This window comes from Sphingopyxis sp. YR583, from assembly GCF_900108295.1.
GTDB lineage: Bacteria > Pseudomonadota > Alphaproteobacteria > Sphingomonadales > Sphingomonadaceae > Sphingopyxis.
This window is the reverse complement of record NZ_FNWK01000001.1, coordinates 470,973-495,070: the sequence shown is the minus strand read 5'-3', so window position 1 is coordinate 495,070 and position 24,098 is coordinate 470,973. Positions and strand designations below refer to the sequence as shown.

The following is a 24,098-nucleotide window of genomic DNA, read 5'->3' as shown; positions in this document are numbered from 1 at the left end:
GACGGCTTCTCCTCAAGGCTGGACGAAATGATAGAGAACATGCGGTTGCGACGTGAAGGACAGGCGCCAGCGCCCCTCGGCGCCGTGGAACAGCAATTGCTCGTGAGGACCGCCGGCACGGGCACCGGTCGCCTGTTCGAAGCGCATCGGGCCGACGCGTTCCCAATAGGTGGTTTTGCCGTCGTTGGTGATGGTAATCGCATTCGGGCCAGCGGCGGCGATCTTCAGGTCGCGCTCGGGATTGGGGGTGCGTGCATAATCGCGGCGGTTCACGCGATAGGCGCCGAGCGGCAGCGTCTCGCCGGCAGGTGCGGCGACGCGCGGGGCGGGAGCGACCGGGAACAGTCGGCCGATCAACGCCTCGGTCAGTTCGGTGCGTCCGCCATAGCTGCCCTGGCCGCCGGTCTCCGAAACGAAAAAGCCGAGCCCGGCTTCGGGCGCGAGGATCATGTTCGAATGGAAATCGCCAGTGTTGCCGCCGTGTCCGACCATGCGCGGGCCCTTTTCGCGGACGACGAAGAAGCCGTGCGCCATGCCGGGCAGTCCGGGGGCGTTGGCGACAGAGTCGGTCATCAGCAGCTTAACCGAGGCGGATTTCAGGATCCGCGCCTTGCCCAGCGCGCCGCCGTTCATCATCGCCATCATGAAGCGCGCCATGTCGGGGCCGCTGCTGGTTCCCGAGCCTGCGGGCATCACGGGGCTGAACAGTTCGAACGGCTCGGCGACCAGCCGTCCGTCCTTGACCTGATAGCCCGACGCCATGCGCGGCGCGAGCGCGGCGGGCAGCGGCTCGCGAAACGTTGTCGCGTTCATGCCGAGCGGCGCGAAGATATGTTTTTCGACATAATCGGGGAACGCCTCGCCCGACACGCGCTCGACGATATAGCCCGCGAGCACCGAGCCATAGTTGGAATAGGAGGTCTCGGTCCCGGGGGCCCAATGGCGCACCGGAATATGCGTCTTCATCCATTCGACATAGGGCGTGATCTTGTCGGGTGTCGGCGCGGTCAGCCCGCCGACGTCGCTCATCCCCGGCGTGTGCGACAGGAGATCGCGCACGCGGATCGGCTTGCCTTCATATTCCGGGATTTTGAAATCGAGATATTTGTTCACGTCGGCGTCGAGGTCGACGCGGCCCGCCTCGACCTGTTGCAACAATGCGCTCCAGGTGAACATCTTCGACACCGACCCCGGCCGGAACAAGGTCTGCTGTCCGTCAACCACGACGCCTTTGTCGATGTCCGCAAAGCCATAACCGCGCGAAAAAAGGACCTTGTCGCGGTAGACGACGGTGACGATTGCGCCCGCGACTTCGCGTGTTGCGATCTGCTGCGCCATCACCCCGTCGACGAAATCGGCGAGTCCTGCGACCTTGTCTTGCGGGATGCTATAGCTGGTTTCGGCGGAAGCCTGCGCCATGGCGGTGGAGGGCAGGGCGATCGAGGCGAGCAGCGCGGTGGCAAGGGCGGTACGGCGCAGGGTGGGGAGTTGGGTCATGGCAAGTCTCCGAATAATATTCAGGCGAGGCAGCTGTCGACGAGCGCGTCGAATGCGGCCCCACCGCGGATCGGATCGGCGACAGGCAAGCCGAGCCGCAGGCTCTCGCGAGCCATCAGTTCGGTCGCAGCCGTTTCGTCGAGCGCCGAAGTGTTGAACGCGAAGCCGCCGCAGCGGATCGCGGGATTGGTCCGCCGGCCGAGCAAAGTGGTGAGCTCGACAATCTCCTCGACACTCGTCAGCTTATAGCCTGGGGTGCCGAGCATCTCGGTACGGCCGGGCTCATGGCAGACGACGAATATGTCGGGCTGGCTGCCGTGGAGCAGCCCGAGCGACACCGCGGCATAGGCCGGGTGGGTCAGCGCGCCCTGACCCTCGATGATATCCCAATGGCCCGGCGCCGCGTCGGGCGACAGCAGTTCGGCCGCACCCGCCTCGAAATCGGAGACGACGGCATCCATCGCGATGCCGCCGCCGGCGATCATGATCCCCGTCTGGCCGCTCGCGCGGAAATCACTATCAATGCCGCGCTGCTCGAATGCGCGGAACAGTGCCAGCGCGGTATATTTCTTGCCGAGCGCGCAGTCGGTTCCAACGGTCAGCAACCGCTTGCCGCTGCGCTTGCGCCCGGTGCCGACCGGGATCTGCGGGGGCGGTACGCGCACGTCGATCAACTGGCGGCCGAGCCGGTGCGCGGCCTCGGCGAGTTCGGGGATGTCGGTGAGGCGCGTGTGCATGCCCGCGATCAGGTCGAGGCCTGCTTCCAACGCCTCGATCAGCGATGTGCGCCAGTTGGCGGGGATCACGCCGCCCAGATTGGCGACGCCGATCACCAATGCCCGTGCACCGCGTGCATGCGCCTCGGCGGCGGTCAGCGCTTCCAGTCCGGTCGTGACCGTGGCGCCCGGCAGCCGCAGTTCGCCGACGCATTTGTCGGGCGCCCAGTCCCTCAGCCCGAAGGCGGTCTTTGCGAAACCGGGGATCGTCGTGTCGCCAAGGAACAGCACATAGGGCTGCGGCAACACGAGTGCGCCGGCGATGCGGTCGGTCAGCGCGTTCATCAGCCGCCCCACGTTGCGGTCAGCAGCCGCTGGAAATTGCCGCCGAGCACCGCGAGGATGTTCGCATCGGAATATTTGCGGCGCAGCAGTTCCTCGGTCAGGTCGAACATCTTGAGCGGGTGATCGAAGCCGTCGACGTCGATCTTCTCGCGAAAGGCGTAGCTGTCCTTATAGGCGCCGCGCAGCATCTTGTTCATTTCGGGCGAGGTGTCGTCATAGCCGTAGAGGTCCGAATCGGTGCCGACGCCGACATGGTCGATGCCCACCAGCTTCACGACATGGTCGATATGGTCGACATAGTTCACGATCGTCGTCGGGTCGGTCTTGCTGACGAAATTGCGCACCCCGGTGATGCCCATCACCCCGCCCTTGGCGGCGCAGGCTTTGATCGCCTCGTCGGTCTTGACGCGCGGGTGGTCGATCAGCGCGCGGCAATTGCTGTGGGTGATCGCGATCGGTTTCGGCGAAATCTCGATTGCATCGAGCGTCGTGCGGTCGCCGCAGTGCGAAACGTCGACCAGCATGCCGACTTCGTTCATCGCCTTGATGATCTCGACGCCGAAGTCGCTGACGCCGCCGTCGACGCGGTCGGTCGATCCCGATCCGATGCGGTTCTGCGAATTATAGGTGAGCTGCGCGCAGCGCTGGCCGATCTCGTAGAAGGTCTTCACGTCGGCGGGGCGGTTGAAGTGATCGGCGTTCTGCAGCCCCATGATGACCGCGACCTTGCCGTCCTTCTTGGCGCGCAGGATGTCGGCGAATTTGTCGACGCCGGTGAAAACATGGCTGTTGCGCGCGACGAAATTGCCCCAGATCGCAAAGAAGCTGAGTGCTTGCTCCTTGGCGTTCGGGCCGCCGAGGCCGACCGCGTGATGGATGGCGTTGATGCCGCTGGCGCGAAAGTCCGCGGTTTCCTTTTCGCTCAGCGCCTTGGTGTAATAGCTGGGGTCGAAGTCGATCTTGATCGGAGCGAGCATGTCGACGACGACCGCACGCTGGACCAGCTCGATCGCGCGTTTCGAATAGGCGCGATTCGTGAACGGGCTGATCTGGATTTGCGCCCGCGCGATATAGGGCGCGGCAAGGGGGGCTGCCAGCGCTGCGCCCGCGGCGCAAATCGCCTGTCGTCGAGAAAATAGCATCATCGTCCCCCTCGTCATTTCGTTTTCCAATTAGGACGATATTATCCTGATAGGGCTTCGTCAATCCATCGCTTTCGAATCCGGAAAAGCCCTTGGTCGTGCATAACGCAGCATCTTCTAAACAATTTCCGGCTCCCGGCTTTCCCGGCGATTCGACGCCGAGGCGTATGAATTCTGCCAACTTCTCAATTGTGGGCCGAATTTCTCACAAAAGAAATATATTGTCCTGAACAGGACATTATGGCAGCTTCTGTGTGGGGAACCAAAATAAACCGCCATCGAGCGGTACAACACAAAGGGGCGGATGAGATGCACAAGCATAACGACAAACTCGGTTACCGGATCGCGCGTGGCAGCAGCATTGCTGCTTTGGCAGCCGGGCTATTGCTCGCGGTGCCAGCGGCGGCACAAACTGTCGCCGACACGGAGGCGACGGCCGACGAAGAGATTCTCGTTACCGGATCGCGTATCGCGCGCGCCGGTTTCGATCAGCCGACGCCGACGACGGTGATCGGCGAGGATGATTTGCGCCTTGGCGCACGCCCGAACATTCAGCAGGTGCTGAACGACCTTCCGCAAATCCGCCCCACGACAACGCCGACGGTGTCGAACGGTAACACGTCGACCGGAACCGCGCCGGTCGACATGCGCGGCCTCGGTTCGAACCGCACGCTCGTGCTGCTCGACGGCCGCCGTTTCGTCGGCGAGGGCAATCTGAATTTCATCCCGACAAACCTCGTCGAGCGTGTCGAGGTGGTGACGGGCGGCGCTTCGGCCGCCTGGGGTTCTGGCGCGGTTGCGGGTGTCGTCAACATCCTGCTCGACAAGGATTATGATGGCCTGTCGATCGGCGGAAACTTCGGTGTTTCGTCGCGCGGCGATGGGCATCGCTATGGTTTCGATGCGAAATTCGGTACAAGCTTCGCCGATGGCCGCGGCCATTTCATTATCGGCGGCGAATATGTCAAAGACGAGGGCGTGATCCAGCGGAGCACGCGTCCGCAGCTCAACAGCCCCGATTTCATTCCCTCGGGAACGGGATCCGAACTCGTTCGCGACGTGAATTTCGGCAATGTGACGCTCGGCGGTCTGATCACGAGCGGCGTGCTCGCGGGGCAGACGTTCAATCCCGACGGCACGCTGCGCGATTTCCGCCGCGGTACGCCCGTCGGTGCGGGCGCCTTTCCGCTGCGGATGGTCGGCGGCGCGGACGGTATCAACCTTTACGATACGATCCCCGTTTCATCGCCCTTCGAGCGGCTGAGCACCTATGCCCGGCTGAGCTACGAGGTCGGTGATGCGACCTTCTGGGTCGATGGCAGCTATGCCCGCTCGCTGTCGAACGCGCCCTTCTTCGGCGACTATACGGTTGGCGGTGCGTTGGGTCTTCCGTATCTCACGATCCAGGCAAACAACCCCTATCTGTCGACGGCGATCCGCGATCGGCTCGCCGCCGCCGGTGAAACGAGCTTCACCTTCGGCCGCTATTTCAACGACATATTGCAGCTGCAGTTCCGCGGCGAGCGAACCAGCAAGGAAGGCGCGATCGGCGTCGACGGCACGTTCGGCAAGGGCTTCCGCTACAAAGCCTGGTACAGCCATGGCGAAGTCGAGAGCGACCAGGCGATGGGCAATTCGCGGCTGGTCCGGCAGTTTAACAATGCGATCAACGCGGTGTCGAGCGGCGGGCAAATCGTCTGCGGCATCAACGCCGACGCCAATCCGGCGAACGACGATCCGGCGTGCCGGCCGATCAACCCCTTCGGCGCGTTGAACGCATCGCCCGAAGCGCGCGCCTATGTCACCGGGACGCAGCGCGCATTCAGCACGACGAAGCTCGATTCGGCGGGTGCCGAGATCCAGGGCGATCTTTTCTCGCTGTGGGCGGGCCCGGTGACGTTCGCGCTTGGCGCCGAGGCGCGCTGGGAAGAACAGGTGTCGTCGCGCGACGATTTTACGGTCGCGAACGCCAGCAACTTCGGCATCCTCGTCTTCTCGACCCCTGCGTCGGGCGGGTTCAACGTCAAGGAAGCCTTTGGCGAAGTCCTGTTCCCGTTGCTCAAGCTCGAAAATGCGGTGGAACTCGATCTGAGCGGCGCGGCGCGCTATTCCGATTACAGCACCAGCGGCGGCATCTGGACATGGAAAGCCGGCGGCACCGCGCGGCTGTTCAATGACCTGCTGATCCGGGCCACCCGGTCGCGCGACATTCGTTCGCCGGGCATTGGTGAGTTGTTCGCGGTCCGCTCGATCAATATCGGGCCGCTCAACGACCAGGATAATCCGGTCGCGCGCAAGGCGGCCAACCCCGCCTACAACCCGACGCCGTCGACGGTCACGACCTTTACCGGCGGCAACCCCGATCTGGTACCCGAGGTCAGCTATACGACCTCGATCGGCGCGACCTATTCGCCGTCGTACCTGCGCGGTTTCAGCGCCTCGGTCGATTATTACAAGATCAAGATCAGCGGTGCGATCACGGCGCTGAACGGGACCAGCCTGACGCTCGCCTGTTTCCGTGGCAGCACGGCGGCGTGCGACCGTATCACGCGCGATTCGACGGGGACGGTGACCCAGGTCGCCGCCAACCAGCAGAATATTGCGAGTTTCCAAACGAGCGGCCTCGACATGGAAGCGTCCTACGTCACGAGGCTGGCCGCTGGTGGCAGCATCCGCCTTCGTGCACTTGCGACCTATGTCGACAAGCTGGTGTTCGATACCGGCCTCACCCGCGTCGAGACGGCGGGCGATGTCGGCGACTCGGTGCTGCGCGCGACGCCCAAATGGCGCGGAACGCTCAGCGCGACCTATGAGGACAGCAATGTCGGGTTCGACATCCGCGCGCGCTACATCGATGGCGGCAATTACGACCGGACGCGCACGACGCTGATCAACAACAAGATCGGCTCGCGGACCTATGTCGACCTGGGTGCGCGGTTCAAGATCGATGACCGCTTCATGCTGTTCGGCAATGTGAACAATGTGTTCGACCGCGATCCGCCGCTCATCACCGTCAACAGCACGCTGTATGACGTTGTTGGCCGGTATTTCACGGTCGGTGCGCGGGTCAATTTCTGATCGGAGGTCTCAACGGCGGCCCGAAGCAGGTTATCGGTCGAGGCTTACAAGCCCCGATCCGCTTCGGGCCGTGTCCCTCCGTCAATAAGGCAGGTCGTCGAAATAGGAATCCAGCCGGCCGCGTGCCTTGTCACTGAGCTTGAGATAGGCGCGCCGGCCGTCGGTCGGATCGTTCCAGCGGACCAGCCATCCCTCGTTGGTCATCATGGTGATCCACCGCAGAGCCGTCGTCTGCGGCACCGCCGCAGCGATGCAGAGGCTGGAGACCGAGACCGACTCGCCTTCATAATGCGCGGCGTAAAGGTCTAGCATGATGTCCCAACCGGGATCGGCGAAAAGGCCGGACGGAAAATATTCTTCGCGCTTGCGCCGGCGGCGAATGGCTTCGCGGGCAATGCGCGCGCGCGCTTTGGGAAAGCCGGTTGGGCGAATAATCTCGGCGTCGGGTTTCGACGTGGCCGAAGAGGGCGTGAAAGTGGCCGCCATGTGAGATGGGGGACGAGCAGGATCGGAGGTCTTTGCGATCATGTTTTCCAGCAAGGCAACAACCTCATCCAGCCGACCTTCGATCTGGTCTAGGCGTGATAGGCCCGTTTCCCTGCGGACACCGCTCTGCGCATGATGACCCATTGGCCACCCCTTTCGCTACGGTCCCCATCGAGCAACGCGTGGGGGTGCGCTCCGGTTCCATCGTCAGAATATGACGTCGATCCGGATCGTGTCGTTATAGCTGCCAGCGGGCGGGGTAATCTGCCCCGGAAGGATCGCGGCGCGATAAGTATAGCCTTGGGTGGTCGTTGAATCATAGATGCCGGCGTTGGTATCCGCACCGGCATGTTAGGCTCCCCAATTCGATGATGTCGTCGGCCTTCACATCGGCGGCGAAGTCCGCGTGGCATGTTCCGCCGTCGGGCAGGCTGACGGCGATGCGATTGTGCGCTGCGACCTGTTCGATGAAGAGCAGGCCGTCCCAGCCGACGTAGGTCGAGAGATGTCCGTTGATCGTGGCCGCCGCGCCCGCCGGGATGACCGAGCCGGCCGCGTCGCGGAGCGTTGCGCGCGCGGCCGCGCTGTGGGTAACGGGAAAGCGGATGACGTGGCCGCTGCCCGCGGCGATCGCGACGCGCTGGCTGACGACCGGCACCTGCATATTTGCCGGCAGGTCGAGCGTGTCGATATCGTAGCGTGCGGCGTAGTAGGCGCTGGCCGACGGGACGAGCAATTGCCCCTTTTCGTTGGTCGTGCCGATAAGCTGATTTTCGTAACGCACCGGAACGCCGGGCTCGCCATTGGTGCTGACGACGGCGAAGGCATCGGCGACGCGATTGGCCGCGAACAGCGATCCATCCATGAACACGAACGATCCGCTCGCCCCGAACCAGCCGGTAATATCGTCGCGGCCATAGGCGCCCGCGCGGAGCTGGATTGGCTGCGTCCGCCAGATGACGTCGCCGCGCAGATAGGGGCTCCGCCCGTCCTCGCTGGCCGCGCTCGCGTTCAAACCCCAGCCGCCCTCGGTCGGGACGGGTCGCGAATAATCGGCGCGCACGCCGGTGCGCCCATCCTGATCCTGCGCGACGCCGGCATTCAGCGTTCCGTCGCCCAGAGGAATGCTGAATGTCAGCGCGCCCGACCAGCTGCGATCGACGAAATCGCGTGAAAGCGATGCGTAAAGGCGGCTTTCGCCCCATAGAGGGACGGCCCAGGCCAAGTTCGCCAGTCGCGCGTCGCGCCCGCGTTGCTGGCGCAGTTCGAAATAGCCGAGGCCGAGCGTTCCCGCAGCGCCCAGCGACAAACTCGCCGTTGCGGCGCTCAGCCGTTCCCATCCGCCCGGTGTGCGCCGGTCGAGCAGGCCGAGGTCGAGATGGCCGCTGTCCCGCCGCATATGCCGCAGCCCGATCGAGAAACCGCGCGCCTGATATTCATAACCGAGATCGAACTGGCCGCCGTCGGCACGTTCGCCGAAACTGCGGCTGTACGCTGCGCTCACCGTCCCGAAATTGCCGAGCTTCGCCACCGCGCCGCCGCCCGCGAGGTGCATATCGTCGGCGACTTCGGCACGGACTTCCAATGTCACGCCGGGGGTCACGCCGTGACGCGCCGACGCGCTGACCGCGAGGCCGCCATAGTCGAAATTTCGGACGCCGTAGTTGCGGCGGAAGGCGCCTGCCGCGACCGAATAATCGGTGAGGCCGGGGCGGAGCAACGCGCTGCTGACATAAAATGGCAGCGCGGTCGCGACGCTGCGCCCGTGGATGTCGGTGACGATCAGATTGGCCTCGCCATAGCCGTTGACGGGCGGCAGGGTGCCGAGAGTGAAGGGGCCGGGATTGACCCTGCTGCCCGCGATGCGTTGGCCGTCGACAAGCAGGTCGACCGTCGAGGGCAGGGCGGCGCTGCCCGCAAATTCCGGCAGCGGATAGGTGATGATGTCAGGCCGGACAGAAAAGTCGCGCGACAGCTGAATGCCGCCGAGCCGGACCGCGGGCGCGTAGGGCAGGGTGCGCGTGATGATGTCGCCCGCCTCGACGGTCGTCATGCTCCGCTCATCCGACCAGCGCCAATAGCTGTCGAAGCGGACATAGTTTTTCGCGCTGCCCGTCCGCAGCGCCCCGGTGGTGGAGAAAACGCCCGCCGGGCCAAACACCCGCGCTTCGTGCCACACCGACGCCTGCACCGGAGCCTTGTCGCCGCCGGTCACATAGACGTCGTAATTGAGCAGCGCCCCCATGTCATATTTGGCCGGCCGGAATTCGCGCCCATTCTCTCCAATATGCTGCGTCGGCAGATATTCGGGGGACACGGTCAAATGCAATTGCTGGGCGGGCGCGTCATAATCGGCGCGGACGCCGCCCAGGCTGTCGAGGAACAGCATGTCGCCGGAGGCTTCGAACGATAATCCCGCGCGCCGCAGGTCTGCGGCGCGCATCCTGAATCGGGGGCCCTGTTTGATGACCGGAGCGACGACATTGGTCCGCAATCCATTGACGAAAAGTTCGAGTTCAAGCCGTTGTTCGGCCGAGAGATTGGCGATGTCGCCGCGCCGCGGTGGCGGCGGCAGGTCGGCATAATCATCCAGGCGCGCGTCGGTTTCCGCAGCGTGCACCGCGGCGGAGCCAAAGATCGCGACCGCGAACGCCGCCGTCCAGCCGAGGCGCTCTTTTGGCAAGATCGCGCGCGCCATGTCCGGTCATTCCGGCACACGCTCGATGCGTGCGGCCTTATGCCCGTTGATCGCTGCCGACAGGTCGCCCGATGCGGCCGTGCCCCGCGGTAGCGGCCAGCGCATCGTTGCCCCCGGAAGGACATAGCCGAGCAGCCCTTCGGCCACCGTGTTGCGGCGGCTGCCGGTCACGAAGGCGACGTCGGTCAGCCGCGCGTGCCCGGCGCCGGTGTTGCGGATTTCGAGGAATGTCCCGTCCGCGTCGGAGCTCGAACGCCAGTGGAGCGCAGGGGCCGGCAGCGCGGCCTTTGCCTTGGCTTTGCCTTCGCGCGCCGCACTCTGCGCATAGGAGAAGAGCGGCAGCGAATAACGCATCCGGAAGCTGACGGCGGCGCCGGGAGAGGTCGGTGCATCGCTCGTCGGGATTTCGTCGACGATGACGCGATAGGGCTTTTCGGCGACGGCGGGTGGCGGGGTCGTTCGCGTCAGGCGGACAAGCTGCCGCTCGCCGGGCTGGATGGTGACAATTGGCGGCGTACCCAAAACCTCATCCTGCTGGGCATAGGCGTCGCGGCCGTCTGGCTGCGCCCATGCGTAGACGCGCACCTGAAGCGTCACGGGCGTCTTGCCGGGGTTCTCGAGCCACAGCGCGGCGGCGCGGTCGTCGCCCTGGATCACCGGATTGACCGGCCAGATCAGGATCGATCCCGGCTGCTGTGCAAATGCAGGTTCCGGCGCAGCGAAGATCAGCGCGAGGGTGCAGGCTGGCAGGGCGAAAGAAAGCAAAGCGCGTTTCATCGATCGATCCTTGAAGGGGCGATCACCATGTGAGCGTGACCGTCAGCGCATCGGTGTAGGTACCCGGGGGCCGCGTTCCGGGCAGCGTCAAGCGGCCATAAATCGGCAGCCGTACATCCTCGCTGTTCGTGCCGGAGACCGAAACCGCATATGGCGTGCCGATCGCGATCAGCTGCGTACACCCGGCGTCGCGGCACAGCGAATAGGCGATGCGCGCACCGCTGTTGGCACCAAGCTGGAGATTGCGGATGCCCGCTGCGGCGTGACCGCCCCCATCGATGCTCATCGTCAAATTGGCGCCGGGCGTGCACCGGAGGCGGATCGCCTGTCCACCGGTCGTCGTCGCGGTGTGGAGCGCGGTCGAGAAGGTCGAATCAACCCCGAAGTCGAGCGTGTCGATCCGCCCTGCATTGCCGCTGCCGCCAAACCCGTCGACCAGGCAGCCCGCAACGATCGTCGCCGACACATCGAATTGCGCGGTCGTTTCGGCCTGCGCCGCAACGGGATAGCATGCTACCAGTGCGACGACGGTCGCCAGGGCCGATGCCGGGTGGGACGAAGTCATGGCCGCGTGCGGACGGTCGGCCCTAAAGCTCGACCACCACCGTAACGATGTCGGCATAGACGCCGGGCGTCAGCCCGGCCTCGCCGAATGCGCGGCCATAGACGTTGACGGTTTGCACCGACCCATCACTGGCGAGCACGACGTCGCCGCCGACCGGAATGACCGTGGTACGCCCGGGGTCCGAATAGAGGTTATAGGTCACGAACTGCCCGGCCGCGGTCTGATGTGCCATCGCGTGCAGTCCGACGCCCGCACCTGCCCCGTCATTTTGCCCCGCGTTAAATGAGAGTGTCGGCGTGATCCCGTTGCTGCACTGGATCGTAAAGCCGGTCGCGCCGCTCAGCACCTGTGCATCGGTCTGCGTGAACAGCGTGTTCTCGGTACCGAAATCGAGCGTGCCGAAATCGGCGCCGGTCGAGCCGTCGTCGTAATTCTGGCCGTTGATGATGCAGCCCGCCTCGAGCGTTATCGTCGCGTCGATCGTGCCGGTAATATCGGCGTGCGCCGGAGCTGCGGCAAAAAGCAGGGCCGACGAGGCCGAAGTCGAGCAGAGAAAATATCGCGTCATTTTTCGCACGTTGATAACTCCCAAAATAGTCCCCCTTCTTATTATATATTTATCGTAAGAAGATTATTTGTATAAACATGGGAAGTTAACAAGTTACGATGGATATATTTAATAATAATTGTCAATTCAATTTATAATATAATCTTAGTCCAAATATATATGATGATTAAATTCATTTATTTTGTCACGAGGAGAAAGGTCCGATTTGGAATGCGCATCGGCCTGTTTTGGCGTGGGGAGGTACGAAAAAGGGATGCTTTTCGGGAGGCGGCTGTCATCTTATTCCGGAACGGATGTTTTCCATATGCCCGATGTGACGGGCGCGCTGCCGATCGGCGCTCATGGGGAGAAGGCACGCGCGCTTTTCGGCGTCGAACGATGAGTGGTCGATAGAGCGATATTGATAATCATTAGCAAATAATGTAGCGCGTGTTCAGTCACCATAGGGAGTCTGGACATGGATGGGAAAAACGGACGATCGATGATGACCGGCTTGCTCGCGCTCGTTACGGCGCTGGCGGCGCTGTCCTTGTTTCTGGCGGCCGTCTGGCGATGGCACGACAATGACTGGGGCGCCTCTATCTGGCTTGTCGCCTTTGTCGCCATGACCGTAATCCGGACGCCGCATTCGCTTCGAAACCGCGCGAATGTCGTGGTCGATGCCGACAAGGACATCGTCGAGAAACTGCTGCTCACCGCCATGTTCCTCGCGATGATGCTGCTTCCCCTCTGCCATCTTGGGACGCCGCTTTTTCGTTTCGCCGACTATTCGCTTCCGGACTGGGCAACGGCGATCGGCGCTGTGTTGCAGGGCCCCTTCCTCTGGCTCTTCTGGCGGAGCCATGCCGACCTCGGGCGAAACTGGAGCCCGGGGCTCGAGGTCCGCGAAGATCATCGCCTCGTGACCGGCGGTATCTATGCGTCGATGCGCAATCCCATGTATGCCGCGATCTGGCTTTCGGCGCTCGCGCAACCGCTCCTCATCCATAACTGGATCGGCGGCGCGCTCGTCGTGCCGGCGTTCGCTGCCATGTGGTTCCTTCGCGTGCCGAACGAAGAGGCGTTGATGCGGCGGCGCTTCGGAGCCGAATGGGACGCCTATTGCCTGCGCGCCGGCCGGCTGTGGCCGAAGAGGCCGGGGTGATCCACCCTGCGATCGACCTGTCGTCGGTACGTCCGTCGGCCGAGGCGCTGACCACCGCGGCGCTGCGCTGCTGGGCGCGCGCGCGCGGCACCGGCGTTGCAGCCGTGCCGCGGCTGCACCGGTTGCTCGCGACCAGCGGGCCGTCGATGCTCGCGCCCGCGCTCGATAGCCTGCTGCAGCTGTTCCAGACCCGACTGGGTCGCCCGCTCGTAGCTGGCGTTACCGCGATGTCGGAAGACGAGATGCTGCTGCTCGACCTCCTCGCCCGGGCTGACGGAATTGCGACACCGCTGGATTCGGCTTTATGCTCGTTGCGTGCGATGCTGCGCGAAGAGCGGGAAAGCCTCGCGACCGGATGATCGCAATCGAGTCCGGTCGGGGCTCGGCGTCGCGCTTGGCCGGCTATAGGCGCACCGAGGCCTTGAGATCGGTTTCGACACCGCCGGATATGTGGATTTGATATTCCCCGGACTCGAGTTTCCATTCGTGACGATGTTCGTCGCGGTAGCGCAGGTCGTCGATCTTGATCGTCATCGCGATCGTCCGTGCTTCGCCGGGTTCCAGAGACACGCGCGAAAAGGCCTTTAATGCGACGGGCCAGCGCTCGACGCCGCCGGGGCATCGGACATAGCAGAGGATGCTTTCGTCGCCCGCGCGCTCGCCGAGGTTGGCGACGGTGACCGAAATGTCCAGACTGTCGGGAGAAACCGAAACGCGCAATGCGCGGCGGGCAAAGCGCGTGTAGCTAAGGCCGTGGCCGAAAGGATAGCGCGGTTCTACGCCGTCGCGGGCCAGCTTCGCATAGCCGTGCCAATAATCATATGTGATCGCGTCGGCATTGCGATCGAAATGGGGATAATCGCTGGCGTCGCGCGCGACGGTGAAGGGGAGGCGGCCCGACGGGCTGACGTCGCCGAACAATATGTCGGCCAGCGCATTGCCGCCTTCCATGCCCGCATAGAATGTCTGGAGGATCGCCGACGCCTGTTCGCGCCAGCGCTCGACCAGCACGGCGGACCCCGCGACGATCGCGACGATGACCGGGGTTCCGGTCGCCGCGACGGCTTCGATCAGCGCGACCTGCTCGGCGGCGAGATCGAGCGAGAGGCGGTCGCCGCCGATCGCGGGGCGCCCGCCGTTACGGTCGCTTTCCTGGCCCAGAGTGATGTCGCCCGGGATGAATTCGCCTTCCTCGCGCGCCGTATAGCCCGCGACGACCAGCGCGACGTCGGCTTCGCGCGCCGCAACGACTGCGGCGTCGATATCGTCCTCGTCACCGCTCAATATGGCGTCGGGGCCGAGCGTGGTGCGGAGCGCCGCGATCGGCGTGACAACATAAGGCGGGCGGACGCGGCTCGATCCCATATCGCCTGTGTTCGGAAGCGCGGCCAGCCGGCCGAGCACGGCGATGCGCCGAACCTTGTCGCGGTCCAGCGGCAGAACGCCATTGTTTTCGAGCAGGACGACCGACTTTTGCGCGGCTTCGCGTGCGAGCGCGACATGCTCGGGTGCGGCGACCAGTTCGACGGGATATTCGGTCAGCGGATCGGAGGCGCAGGCGAAGCGATATTGCGTGCGCAGGATGTTGCGGCACGCGCGGTCGATCACGAAGGGCGCGACATGGCCCGCCTCGACCGCGGCGATCAGCTTGTCGCCGAGGATCTGCGGCTCGGGATTCTCGATGTCGAGCCCGGCGGCAACGGCATAGGGTTTGTAGAGGCCCATCACCCAGTCCGAATGAACGAAGCCCGAAAAGCCCCACTCGCCGCGCAATATGTCGGTGAGCAGGCCGTGATGCTGGCCGCAATATTCGCCATTATATTTGTTGTACGCGCTCATCACGGTCGCGACGCCGGCATCGAGCGCGGTCTTGAAATGTGGCAGATAGATTTCGTGGAGCGCGCGCTCGCCCACCTGCACATCGACCTTGAAGCGGGCATTCTCCATCGAGTTGAGCGCGAAATGCTTGACCGTCGCGATCACATTCTGGGTCTGGATGCCGAGCCCCAGCGCGGTCCCCATCGCGCCGAGATGATGCGGGTCTTCGCCATAGGTTTCCTGCGCACGTCCCCATGCGGGATGGCGCAGGATATTGATGCAGACGGCGCCCGAGAGGTCGCAGTCCTGCGCACGGATTTCCTTGCCCATCGCTTCGCCGATCCGCATTTCGAGGTCAGTGTCGAAGGTCGCCCCGCGCGCCATCGTGCAGGGGAAACAGGTGCTTTGTCCGCGGGCGACGCCGCGCGGGCCGTCGGTGAACCAGAGGGGCGGCACGCCGAGCCGTTCGATCCCGCTGCCGGCGCGATAGGGGCGCGCACCCCACAGCCGGTCGTCGGCCATGAACTCCTGAAAGAAGCCGCGCCCCGATAACATGCCGACCTTCTCGGCGAGCGTCGCCTGCTCCATGATCGCGTCGATGGTTTCGGCGATCCACTCGGCGGACGCGCCGCGCCGGGGTGCGAAATCAAACTGCTGGTCGCTCATGTCAATTATCCATGTCTGTCGTTGAAGGGGCGGCGCGCCGACGCGCGCTACGCCATGCGATGGCGCGCACGAGGCGCCCGTGGGTTCGGGTGTCGAGGGGGTAGAAATAGATGAACAGCCCGGCGCCGATCGCCATCAGGGCGGGTGCGAGCGTCGCGAGCCCACGTATGTTCGTCAGCGCCTCGGGCGTTTGCTGCACATTGGGAACATAGCCGATGAGGTCCAGCAAGATGCCGATCAGGCCGGTGCCGACGCCAAGCGCGACCTTTTGCGTAAAGGCGAGGAAGCCGACGAGCGCGCCCTCGGCGCGAAGTCCGGTCTGCCATTCGCCGACCTCGACCGTATCGGGCAGCATCGACCAGAAGGTCAGGACGAAAGCGGCATTGCCGACCCCGCTGAGCGCGAGCAGGCTGTAGAGCAGCGGCCCCGCCTTGGGCGCCAGCGCGAAGACCAGGATATTCGCGGTTGCGCTGATCGCGATGCCGCTGAGCCACACGGCGCGTTTGCCGATGCGCTGCGTCATCCTGACCCACAGCAGCATCGACAGCGCGGCGGCGGCGAGCGAAACTGTCAGGCCGATGGTGATCGTCTCCTCCGACCCCGCATAATATTTCATGTAATAGAGCAGCGCCTTGCCGCCCATCGCGTATCCGACCGAGCCGACAAGCGTTGCGCCGAGCAATAGCAGGAACACGCGGTTCGACCGCACGGCGCGGAGCATCGCGCCAAAGGTCGGATGCGCGTCGGGCGCCTCGCCGATCGCCTCGCTGGTTTTCCTGAAGCAGTTGAGAAGAACGAGCGTCGCAATCGCCGCATAGAGCGTAGCGACCCAAAGAAAACCGTCGCGGCCGCCGCCGAAGCGGGCGACCAGCGGCAGCGTCGCTGCCGCGAGGAACAGGCCCGTCAGGATTGCGAACAGCATGCGCGCGCCGGCAAGGCGCGACCGGGCGAGCGAGTCCGCGCTCATCCGCGCCGAGAGCGCGACGAAGGGGATGTTCACGACCGTGTAAACGGTGCGAAACAGAATATGCGTTGCGAGGCAAAAGGCGGCGAGGGCGTTGTCCGACAGATCGAGCGGCAGGAACATGGCGACGAAGACCAGTGCGAGCACGGGCGAACCGAACAACAGATAGGGGCGATAGCTGCCGAACCGGCTGCGCGTTCGGCTGGCGATCACGCCCATCGCGGGGTCGGTAATCCCCTCCCAGACGAGTGCCGCCATGATGATGAGCCCCGCAACCGAGGCCGAGAGACCGAGCACGTCGGTGTAGAAATAGAGCAGGAACAGCGAGCAGAAGGTGAAGTAGAGGTTGAAGGCGAGATCGCCCGACCCATAAGCCACGACCTCACCGGTCGACAGGCGCGGTTGTTCCATGGACGCGGGGCGCCTTGCCGTCCCGCCGCTGACATCGGCCATCATCGCTCTCCCTTTTATGCGGGGAGCTTATCGCAACGAAATTCGCCTGTCTCTAATTTTTATCCAGATGGATAATTATTTTTGATCCGGCGTTTCGGCGGCTTTCAACCCGGGCATGAACAGGGAAACGATCGCATCGGAATAGGCCTCGATCGTCTCGTTCGACAGCGCGTCGATGCCGTGCGTGAGCTTTGCCTCTGCTGCGAGGTTGAAGATCGACTGTGCGGCGCCTGTCATCGCATAGACCATCAATGTCGGATCGACCCGCGGCATCGTCCCGTCGTCCATGAGCGCATTCCATCGCGCGAAGATCCGGTCGTGGCTGGGGCGGATGAAGCTTTCGGACGCCCAGGCCAGCCGTTCGTTGTCGCGAAAGGATTCCTGGACCATCAGCCGGGCATGTTCGGGATGTTCGGCGCAATAGCGGACATAGCGCCGCAACGAGATTTCAAACGCCTTGTGGGGCGGCAGGTCGGCCTCTCCGGGCTCGGAGCGTAATATCTCGTTCGCCCGGGTGAACATCAGCCGGACCGCCTCGCGCCACAATTCGTCCTTGGTCCCGAAATGATATTTGATCAGGCCGTGCTGGACGCCGACGCTTTCGGCGATTTCGCGTATCCCGACACCGTCGAAGCCATGGCGGGAGAATTGCTGCAGGGCCTCTTCGACAATTCGCTGCCGCGTTGCGGCACCGCGGTCCTGCGTTTTTCTTTTCGATACCGTTTTCGACTGCAATCTGTTTGCCCCGGGCTGGAATCAACTGGATGCCAATACCAGCGACCGGCGGGCACAGGCAATGACGGAAGGGTCAGGGCAGGGGCTTTCCGCCCGGAAGCCGGTCGGGTTCCTGCTTGCGGCCGAGCGGCTCGTAGGTTTTGCGATATTGCTCGAAGCGCGCGCGCATGTCCTTCACGACATCGGGGTGACGCGTCGCCAGATTATAATCCTCGCTGGGGTCGCTGCGGACATCGAACAGCAAGTTGGCGCCGATCCGCGCAAGCGGCAGGTCATATTCGCGGTAATAGCTGCGCGCGACGAATTTCCAGCGGTCGGTGCGGATCGCCGCGACCTTTTCATTGTCGAACAGGATCAGCGCGTCGTGCGGGCTGGGAGCCCCTTTCTGCCAGACCGCGCTGATATCCTTGCCATCGATCACGAGTCCCTTCGGAAGCGGCTTGCCCGCAAGCGCGGCGAAGGTCGGTAGCAGGTCGAAATTCATCGTGATCGCGTTGCTGCGGCTACCCGCCGGGATGCGGCCGGGCGCCCATGCGACGAAGGGCACGCGGTAGCCGCCGTCCCATCCCGCGCCGCCCTTGCGATCGCGCAGTTGACCCGCCGATCCTTCGAACCAGGGGCCATTGTCCGAGGTGAGGATGACATAGGTGTCGTTCTGCAGGTTCAGCCGCTCAAGCTGTTCGCGCAGCCGGCCGAGTTCGGTATCGACCTCTTCGACGACGTCGCCATAATCGCCCGCGGGCGAATGGCCGGCATGTTCCTTGCTCGGATGGAGCGGAATGTGCGGCGCGGTCAGCGCCAGCATCAGGAAGAAGGGGCGGCTCTGGTTGGTTTCGACGAAATCGCCGGCGCGCGCGAAGAAGCGCCGCGTCAGCGCCACCATATCGACGTCTTCCTGCGTGAATTCGACGCCCTTGCCCGCGGTGTAAAGCGACAGCGGCTTCATGTCGTGGCTGTAGGGCAGGCCGAAAAACAGGTCGAAGCCCTGCACCGTCGGCGGCCAGAAAGGAGGCGTATGGCCAAGGTGCCATTTGCCGATCAGCGCCGAGACATAGTCGCGGCCGAGCACTTCGGGGATCGTGACCTCTTCGGGCGGCAGGCCGTTGGTGTCGTTCGCCTGGATCACCTGCCAGGCGAGACCGGTGCGGATCGGATAGCGACCGGTGAGCAGCCCGGCGCGCGACGGCGTGCAGATATTCGCCGACGCATAGGCATCGGTCATCAGCAATCCGTCTGCGGCGAGCCGGTCGATATTGGGCGTGCGGATCGTACGCGCGCCGTTGGCGCCGATATCGCCATAGCCAAGGTCGTCAGCGAGGACGACGATGAAGTTCGGCGGGCGCTTGCGCGCCGCCGGTACTTTCGATTTCGCAAGCGCGAGGGTCGAGACGCCGCCGGCACCTGCTAGCGCGAGGGCGGCCATCAGGCTCCGGCGGTCGAATGTCGTCATCAGAACCGATACTCCACGGTGGCACCGAACTGACGCGCGGCGGTCGAGGGGAAGAATTGCGACTGCCCGCCGGTGTCGAGCGGCGTGTCATAGATCAGCTCGACGAAGCTCTGGTCGGTCAGGTTCTTGCCCCAGATCCACGCCCGCATCCGGTCGCCGGGCAATGCGAAGCCCAACTGCGCATCGAGCAGGCCATAGGCCTTTTGCACCGATTTCGGATCGAGGTCGAGCGCGGTGAAGGTCTTGCCGCGATAAGCGTAGGAGAGCTGGCCGAAGACAGTGGCGCCCGCCGCCGAGACCTCGGTTTCATAGCGGGCGGTGGCGTTGGCGGTCACCTTCGGCGCCATCGCGAGTTCCCTGCCGGTCAGATCCTGCCGCGACTGGCCGCCCGAGACGGTGCAACCCTGTGTGACGGTCTGCCCGAAATAACAGGGCGCACCCGCGAAGTCGGTATACTCGGCCTTGGTATAGGCCGCGCCGCCCATCAGCGTAAAGCCGCCGCCCGCCCTGATGTTGATGTCGGCTTCGACCCCGCGGGTACGCAGCGAACCTGCGTTGATGACGTCGAACACCAGCGTTCCCGTGTCCGAAACGCCGATCGCCTGTGCCTGGAAATCGTCGAAATCGGTGCTGAAGAAGGCGATGTTGAAGCGGACGCGGCGATCGAACAATTCGGTCTTCGCGCCAAATTCATAGGAGGTCGGGATTTCGGGCTCGACCGTGCGGAGAACGGTCGAATCCTGCAGCGCGTTGAAGCCGCCGCCCTTGAAGCCGCGTGCGACGCTGCCGTACAACGTGACTTCTTCGGTCGGGCGGAACTGCGCGCCAAGGCGCCAGGTCCATGCGCCGTCGACGCGCTTCGATTTCTGATCGACGCGGGGGCCGAGCAGAACCGTGCCCGGATTGGGGAAGCGGCGAAAATGCGTATTCAGCCGCTCGACCGTATAGCGCAGGCCGCCGAAGACGTTGAACCGGTCGTTGAAGTGATAGGTCGCGTCGGCGAAGGCGGCAAAATTCTGTGTGTCATTCTCGACGAAAATCGCGCGCGATAGCTGAATGCCCGGAGGCAGCGGCTGGTCGAACGTTCCCTGCTGCGAATTGCCGAGCTCATAATCCTGATTGAACAGGAAGAGGCCGCCGACCCATTCGAACGGCCGGCCCGAGGGAGAGGTCAGGCGCAGTTCCTGCGTGAACTGGCGCTGGTGGCTGTTGCCGTTGTTGATGTTGAGTACGGGCGTCGGACGCTGGTCGGCATCGTTGTTGTCGACGGCGTCCCACCAGCGCATCCCGGTGATCGATGTCAGCGTGATCCCGCTCGCGCTTTCGACGTCGACCTGCACCGATCCGCCATAGGTTTCCTGCCGGATGAAGGTGTCGCCGTCGAGCGCAACGTCGCGATTGTTGGGGCCCGGAACGACGCCGGCCGCGGTCGCCTGATTGCGGACATTGGCGTTGTTGCCGAAGCTGCGGATCGTCCACATGCAGCACGCCGCGTCGCGCGACGAATAATCGCCCGCGACGAGCACGCGGATATTGTCGGCGGGCTCCCATAGCAGCTTGGCGCGGCCGCCCCATTCGTCGCGGTCGTTCAGCCTGCTGTCGTCAAAGACATTGCGGATATAGCCGTCGCGTTTGGTCAGATAGGCCGAGGCGCGAAACGCCAGATTCTGCGTGATGCCGCCGGTCACCGTCCCGCGCAGCACGAACTCGTCGAACTCGCCATAGGTCGCCTGTACCCGTCCGCCCCAGGTGTAGCTGGGATCGGTGGTGACGATGTTGAGTACGCCCGCCGATGCGTTTTTACCGAACAATGTGCCCTGCGGGCCGCGCAGGACTTCGACCCGCTGGATGTCGAACAGGTCGGTCATGCCCGCCCCCTGTCGCCCGATCGGCACGCCATCGATGACGATGCCCACCGATCCCTCGATCGCCGAGGAGAAATTGTTCGTGCCGATACCGCGAATGGCAAGCCCCGCGCCGCGCGGGTTGTTGCTGCCCTGGAACGAGAAGTTCGGGGTGGTCGTCTGAAGCTGCGAGATTTCCGTGATGTTTCGATCGCTCAATTGCTCGCCGCTCAGCACCGCAACCGACAGCGGCACGTCCTGCAGCGACTGCTCGCGTTTTTGCGCGGTCACGACGATCTCGTCGCCGGCCGTCTCCGCGGCATCGGACAGGGGGGCGCCCTCTTGCGCATAGGCCCCGGTTGCGAGCAGCGTCGATCCCATCAACGCCACGATCATGCTCTTCATCGACATCCTCCCGTTATATATATTTATCCAATTGGATAATAATTTGCATCGGGATCTGTCAAGCGGTGAATTGGGAAGGGGCCATGGTCGCCGCGCGGCGGCGCGATGCTTGCCTCTCATTTCTCCAAGCGTTAGGCGGAAATGGGGGTGGGGAATGACCGAAGAACTCATTGACCGCATTTATGAATGTTCGGTTGTGCCGGAATATTGGCCGGGCGTTCTGGATGCTGGCAAAGTTCGGCAAGGGCAATGCGCTCAGCAAACCGGCTTTGAAGCTGGGCGCCGCGTTCATATCGCCGTCGCTCACGATCGATTTCGCGGATGCCGACGCGCGAACGGGTCGCTCGCTGGCGGGGAGCCGCCGCGCCAGCGTCGATATCGACGCGCAATTTTCTGTCCGCGCGCCTTCGCCGACCAACATCCAGGTCGGCCAGCCCGTGGGCATCGCCGGTCCGACGATGATGACACTTTCGAAGGACGTGGTCGTTGACGCGCCCTTCACCAGTTCCGATGGCGCGTCGGCAATGACGACGTCCGGAGCGAATCTCGAATGGACGTCACGGCAGGAGGGCGACATCGTCGTCGACCTGCCACAATGGACGGCGCTCGTTCAAACGGCCTACCGCGCCTATAATGCCGCGATCGTCGCGAACCTCCTGGCGGTCCGAAACTGACAGCCCGCGAAAGCCGGGAACGGTCGGAAAAAGGGCCGGGATGTTTCCATCCCGACCCTTCCTTCGCGCGCTCCTGGCCGGAGAGCAACCACAAGCCAGGAGGCTTGAAGCCGAGCCGCCTTCAGAATTCTCCGGCGACACCGACGCGAACCGCGGTGTTCTTGCCGCCGGCCTGCGAAAAGCCGAATGTGACCGCAACCGGCGTGTCGACGTTCAATCGGTGAGCGAGCGACAGACCGACCGCCGCTTCGCCGCGGAAGGCGGCGAGGTTGAAAACATAGCTGGTCTTTCCCGGCATCGAAGGAACGGGAGCGTCGGACATGGCGACCGCCGCCGCAATGCCGCGCCGCGCCTCGCGCCGATCGTGGTTGACGAGGTCGAACAACTGGGTCTGTGCCGACTGAAGCGCACCCATCTGGCTCTGCAGCGCGCTCATGCCGCTTTGCAGATTGCCGATGGCGGTCGTGTGCTGCGCGACCGTTGCCCCGGTCGCGGCCTGCACCGTCTGCAACGCGCCGATCTGCGCATCCTGCGTGGTGTTGACGGTCTCGACCGCATCGACGCGGTTGTTGATCGGGGTCGGGTCGAACGGCACGCCACCGCCACCGCCACCGCCGCCCATGCCCTCGAGCGCGGTGATGCGGGCGTCGAACGTCATGTCGGTGCCTTGCAGCTCCGCGATGGCATTGTCCTGCGCCACCTGCCCGGATTGAAGGCCGGCAATGGCATTGTTGATCCCGCTGGGGTCGAACGGCGATCCGCCGCCGGGCATGCCTTCCAGCGCGGTAACGCGCAGGTCGAGCGCGCCTAGCGCATTGTTGATGCCGGTCGGGTCGAACGTGCCGCCCGCCACCGGAATGTCGGCGACGCCAAAATTGCCGTTCGCGTCGGTGGTGACCATGCGCAGCCCGCCCGACTGAAACCCATTGCCGTTGGCGATACCCGCCACCGTCAGGGACTGGCTGCTGCCGCCCAGAACTATCTGGTGCGTGCGCGTGGTCGTCAGGTCTGCGCCGATGACGATCGAAAGCTGATGTCCGATGTCGGCCGTGCTCGACGCGCCGAGAACGATGGATTTTGATTCATAGGTCGCCGCGTCTGCGCCGATCGCGATCGAATCATTGCCCATCGCGCGGGCGCCATAACCGCTATAATAATCTTGCCCTGTGTCACCGCCGAGCGCGATCGAGCTGAAGCCGCTGGCTTCCGCTCCGGCCCCGACGGCGGTGCTGTATCGTTTGGTGGCGGTGGCGTACCGCCCCAGAGCGGTCGCTTCTATCCCCGTCGCCTGGGCGACCTGGCCGAAGGCGGTCGCCGAGTCCGCCGATGCCAGCGCGTCATTGCCGACAGCCGTGGCAGCGATGAAGTCGGCATGGGCATTCTGGCCCACCGCTGTGGCGACTTGGGCGTTCGCTGTTGCGGCGTTGCCAAGGGCGGTGCTGAAGCGACCCGTGGCCGAAGCGGCATAGCCAAAGGCGGCCGCGGACGAGGTCGATGCCGTTCCCGCCGTGGCAAAGGTTCCCACCGCCGTCGATCCGAAGTTTGTCGCCACAGCACCCCGACCGATCGCGGTTGCATATTCGCCGTCGGCTTGGCTGCCCGTCCCGAAGGCCGACGACCCCGTTCCAAAGGCGGACGAGGTTTGCCCGAGTGCTGTCGAGTCGAGACTGAACGCCGCGGCGCTGCGTCCGACGGCGGTCGAGTTGAGCCCGTTCGCCCGCGAACCTGCGCCAAGGGCGGTCGTATTGCTTGTCGTGGCGGCGGCGGCAAAACCCACGGCTGTTGAGTCGGCGCCCGCGGCGTTGGTGTTCGAACCGATAGCGGTCGACTCCGCACCGGTTGCTACCGCGCTGAAGCCGCAGGCGAGGCTGGTGGCACTGCCGTTGGAATTGGCGTTGCCGTCGGTATCGACACTATCGTCGGCATTGCCGTCGTTATTGCTGTCTATCAGGCAGTCTGCGGCATGAGCCGGGGTGGCAGAGAATGTGGTGGCGGCCAGCGCCAGGGTGAGGGCCGACGCGGCGGTCAGCAAGGTCTTGGTGGTCATGGTTGCTCTCCATTTGAAAGGTCGGC

18 protein-coding genes are annotated in these 24,098 nt (G+C 64.1%); 4 read left to right on the top strand and 14 right to left on the bottom strand.

Going from position 1 to position 24,098, the window contains the following annotated elements; translation table 11 throughout:
• Positions 1-12: 12 nt before the first annotated feature.
• The 3 genes from BLW56_RS02210 to BLW56_RS02200 are packed head-to-tail and all read right to left on the bottom strand — an operon-like array spanning position 13 to position 3,703.
• Positions 13-1,497 carry a serine hydrolase domain-containing protein gene (locus BLW56_RS02210; RefSeq protein WP_093509026.1) on the bottom strand — a complete coding sequence of 495 codons (1,485 nt, stop codon included), beginning with the start codon at positions 1,495-1,497 and terminating at the stop codon, positions 13-15.
• A gap of 20 nt (positions 1,498-1,517) precedes the next feature.
• Positions 1,518-2,558, bottom strand: coding sequence for a DUF1611 domain-containing protein (locus BLW56_RS02205; RefSeq protein WP_093509025.1), 1,041 nt, complete (start codon positions 2,556-2,558; stop codon positions 1,518-1,520).
• Positions 2,558-3,703: a dipeptidase gene (locus BLW56_RS02200; protein WP_218140476.1), complete on the bottom strand. Its 1,146-nt coding sequence runs from the start codon at positions 3,701-3,703 to the stop codon at positions 2,558-2,560. The genes BLW56_RS02205 and BLW56_RS02200 overlap by 1 nt, the downstream gene beginning before the upstream one ends.
• A 306-nt stretch (positions 3,704-4,009) precedes the next feature.
• Here BLW56_RS02200 and BLW56_RS02195 point away from each other — a divergent pair, with 306 nt between their 5' ends.
• Positions 4,010-6,778, top strand: coding sequence for a TonB-dependent receptor plug domain-containing protein (locus BLW56_RS02195; RefSeq protein ID WP_093509024.1), 2,769 nt, complete (start codon positions 4,010-4,012; stop codon positions 6,776-6,778).
• An 81-nt stretch (positions 6,779-6,859) separates the two neighbouring features.
• On the opposite strand, the gene BLW56_RS02190 is transcribed toward BLW56_RS02195, so the two are convergent.
• The 5 genes from BLW56_RS02190 to BLW56_RS02170 all read right to left on the bottom strand — a co-directional run bounded on the left by BLW56_RS02190 (position 6,860) and on the right by BLW56_RS02170 (position 11,872).
• A complete protein-coding gene (locus tag BLW56_RS02190) occupies positions 6,860-7,408 on the bottom strand; it encodes a MarR family winged helix-turn-helix transcriptional regulator (RefSeq protein WP_143043327.1) in 549 nt (182 codons plus the stop codon).
• A gap of 172 nt (positions 7,409-7,580) precedes the next feature.
• Positions 7,581-9,962: a fimbria/pilus outer membrane usher protein gene (locus tag BLW56_RS02185; RefSeq protein WP_093509022.1), complete on the bottom strand. Its 2,382-nt coding sequence runs from the start codon at positions 9,960-9,962 to the stop codon at positions 7,581-7,583.
• Positions 9,963-9,968: 6 nt separating this feature from the next.
• The gene (locus BLW56_RS02180; protein WP_093509021.1) at positions 9,969-10,739 is read right to left on the bottom strand and encodes a fimbrial biogenesis chaperone; all 771 of its coding nucleotides are present in this window, start codon (positions 10,737-10,739) and stop codon (positions 9,969-9,971) included.
• A 22-nt stretch (positions 10,740-10,761) separates the two neighbouring features.
• The gene (locus tag BLW56_RS02175) at positions 10,762-11,304 is read right to left on the bottom strand and encodes a Csu type fimbrial protein (protein WP_093509020.1); all 543 of its coding nucleotides are present in this window, start codon (positions 11,302-11,304) and stop codon (positions 10,762-10,764) included.
• A gap of 22 nt (positions 11,305-11,326) precedes the next feature.
• A complete protein-coding gene (locus BLW56_RS02170) occupies positions 11,327-11,872 on the bottom strand; it encodes a Csu type fimbrial protein (protein ID WP_093509019.1) in 546 nt (181 codons plus the stop codon).
• Between the two features lie 457 nt (positions 11,873-12,329).
• Here BLW56_RS02170 and BLW56_RS02165 point away from each other — a divergent pair, with 457 nt between their 5' ends.
• Together BLW56_RS02165 and BLW56_RS02160 are read left to right on the top strand one after the other, a co-directional pair.
• Complete coding sequence (locus BLW56_RS02165) at positions 12,330-13,016, top strand: protein-S-isoprenylcysteine O-methyltransferase (protein WP_218140475.1); 687 nt, start codon at positions 12,330-12,332, stop codon at positions 13,014-13,016.
• Entirely contained in the window at positions 12,995-13,375 is a 381-nt protein-coding gene (locus BLW56_RS02160; protein ID WP_093509018.1) for a hypothetical protein, read from the top strand. The genes BLW56_RS02165 and BLW56_RS02160 overlap by 22 nt, the downstream gene beginning before the upstream one ends.
• Positions 13,376-13,418: 43 nt before the next feature.
• Here the strand turns inward: BLW56_RS02160 and BLW56_RS02155 are convergent, their stop codons facing one another.
• From BLW56_RS02155 to BLW56_RS02135, 5 genes are all read right to left on the bottom strand, one after another.
• Entirely contained in the window at positions 13,419-15,500 is a 2,082-nt protein-coding gene (locus tag BLW56_RS02155; protein ID WP_093509017.1) for a beta-glucosidase family protein, read from the bottom strand.
• Between the two features lies 1 nt (position 15,501).
• Positions 15,502-16,917 carry an MFS transporter gene (locus BLW56_RS02150; protein WP_177175759.1) on the bottom strand — a complete coding sequence of 472 codons (1,416 nt, stop codon included), beginning with the start codon at positions 16,915-16,917 and terminating at the stop codon, positions 15,502-15,504.
• A gap of 75 nt (positions 16,918-16,992) precedes the next feature.
• A complete protein-coding gene (locus BLW56_RS02145; RefSeq protein ID WP_093509015.1) occupies positions 16,993-17,652 on the bottom strand; it encodes a TetR/AcrR family transcriptional regulator in 660 nt (219 codons plus the stop codon).
• A gap of 73 nt (positions 17,653-17,725) precedes the next feature.
• The gene (locus BLW56_RS02140; RefSeq protein WP_256203261.1) at positions 17,726-19,102 is read right to left on the bottom strand and encodes a sulfatase family protein; all 1,377 of its coding nucleotides are present in this window, start codon (positions 19,100-19,102) and stop codon (positions 17,726-17,728) included.
• Positions 19,102-21,351, bottom strand: coding sequence for a TonB-dependent receptor (locus BLW56_RS02135; RefSeq protein ID WP_177175758.1), 2,250 nt, complete (start codon positions 21,349-21,351; stop codon positions 19,102-19,104). The genes BLW56_RS02140 and BLW56_RS02135 overlap by 1 nt, the downstream gene beginning before the upstream one ends.
• Positions 21,352-21,575: 224 nt before the next feature.
• Between BLW56_RS02135 and BLW56_RS02130 the strand changes: the two genes are divergently transcribed.
• Positions 21,576-22,025 (top strand): hypothetical protein, encoded by a 450-nt coding sequence (locus tag BLW56_RS02130; RefSeq protein ID WP_177175757.1) that lies wholly within the window; start codon positions 21,576-21,578, stop codon positions 22,023-22,025.
• Positions 22,026-22,146: 121 nt separating this feature from the next.
• Here the strand turns inward: BLW56_RS02130 and BLW56_RS02125 are convergent, their stop codons facing one another.
• Positions 22,147-24,072 carry a hypothetical protein gene (locus tag BLW56_RS02125; RefSeq protein ID WP_093509013.1) on the bottom strand — a complete coding sequence of 642 codons (1,926 nt, stop codon included), beginning with the start codon at positions 24,070-24,072 and terminating at the stop codon, positions 22,147-22,149.
• Between the last annotated feature and the right edge of the window lie 26 nt (positions 24,073-24,098).

Excerpts from the sequence above, each read along its gene's own strand:
- BLW56_RS02200 (WP_218140476.1), bottom strand. The coding sequence starts at position 3,703 with ATGATGCTATTTTCTCGACGACAGGCGATTTGCGCCGCGGGCGCAGCG.
- BLW56_RS02170 (WP_093509019.1), bottom strand. The coding sequence starts at position 11,872 with ATGACGCGATATTTTCTCTGCTCGACTTCGGCCTCGTCGGCCCTGCTT.
- BLW56_RS02205 (WP_093509025.1), bottom strand. The coding sequence starts at position 2,558 with ATGAACGCGCTGACCGACCGCATCGCCGGCGCACTCGTGTTGCCGCAG.
- BLW56_RS02125 (WP_093509013.1), bottom strand. The coding sequence starts at position 24,072 with ATGACCACCAAGACCTTGCTGACCGCCGCGTCGGCCCTCACCCTGGCG.
- BLW56_RS02135 (WP_177175758.1), bottom strand. The coding sequence starts at position 21,351 with ATGAAGAGCATGATCGTGGCGTTGATGGGATCGACGCTGCTCGCAACC.
- BLW56_RS02130 (WP_177175757.1), top strand. The coding sequence starts at position 21,576 with ATGCTGGCAAAGTTCGGCAAGGGCAATGCGCTCAGCAAACCGGCTTTG.
- BLW56_RS02195 (WP_093509024.1), top strand. The coding sequence starts at position 4,010 with ATGCACAAGCATAACGACAAACTCGGTTACCGGATCGCGCGTGGCAGC.
- BLW56_RS02190 (WP_143043327.1), bottom strand. The coding sequence starts at position 7,408 with ATGGGTCATCATGCGCAGAGCGGTGTCCGCAGGGAAACGGGCCTATCA.
- BLW56_RS02210 (WP_093509026.1), bottom strand. The coding sequence starts at position 1,497 with ATGACCCAACTCCCCACCCTGCGCCGTACCGCCCTTGCCACCGCGCTG.
- BLW56_RS02175 (WP_093509020.1), bottom strand. The coding sequence starts at position 11,304 with ATGACTTCGTCCCACCCGGCATCGGCCCTGGCGACCGTCGTCGCACTG.
- BLW56_RS02180 (WP_093509021.1), bottom strand. The coding sequence starts at position 10,739 with ATGAAACGCGCTTTGCTTTCTTTCGCCCTGCCAGCCTGCACCCTCGCG.
- BLW56_RS02150 (WP_177175759.1), bottom strand. The coding sequence starts at position 16,917 with ATGGCCGATGTCAGCGGCGGGACGGCAAGGCGCCCCGCGTCCATGGAA.
- BLW56_RS02155 (WP_093509017.1), bottom strand. The coding sequence starts at position 15,500 with ATGAGCGACCAGCAGTTTGATTTCGCACCCCGGCGCGGCGCGTCCGCC.
- BLW56_RS02140 (WP_256203261.1), bottom strand. The coding sequence starts at position 19,102 with ATGACGACATTCGACCGCCGGAGCCTGATGGCCGCCCTCGCGCTAGCA.
- BLW56_RS02185 (WP_093509022.1), bottom strand. The coding sequence starts at position 9,962 with ATGGCGCGCGCGATCTTGCCAAAAGAGCGCCTCGGCTGGACGGCGGCG.
- BLW56_RS02165 (WP_218140475.1), top strand. The coding sequence starts at position 12,330 with ATGGATGGGAAAAACGGACGATCGATGATGACCGGCTTGCTCGCGCTC.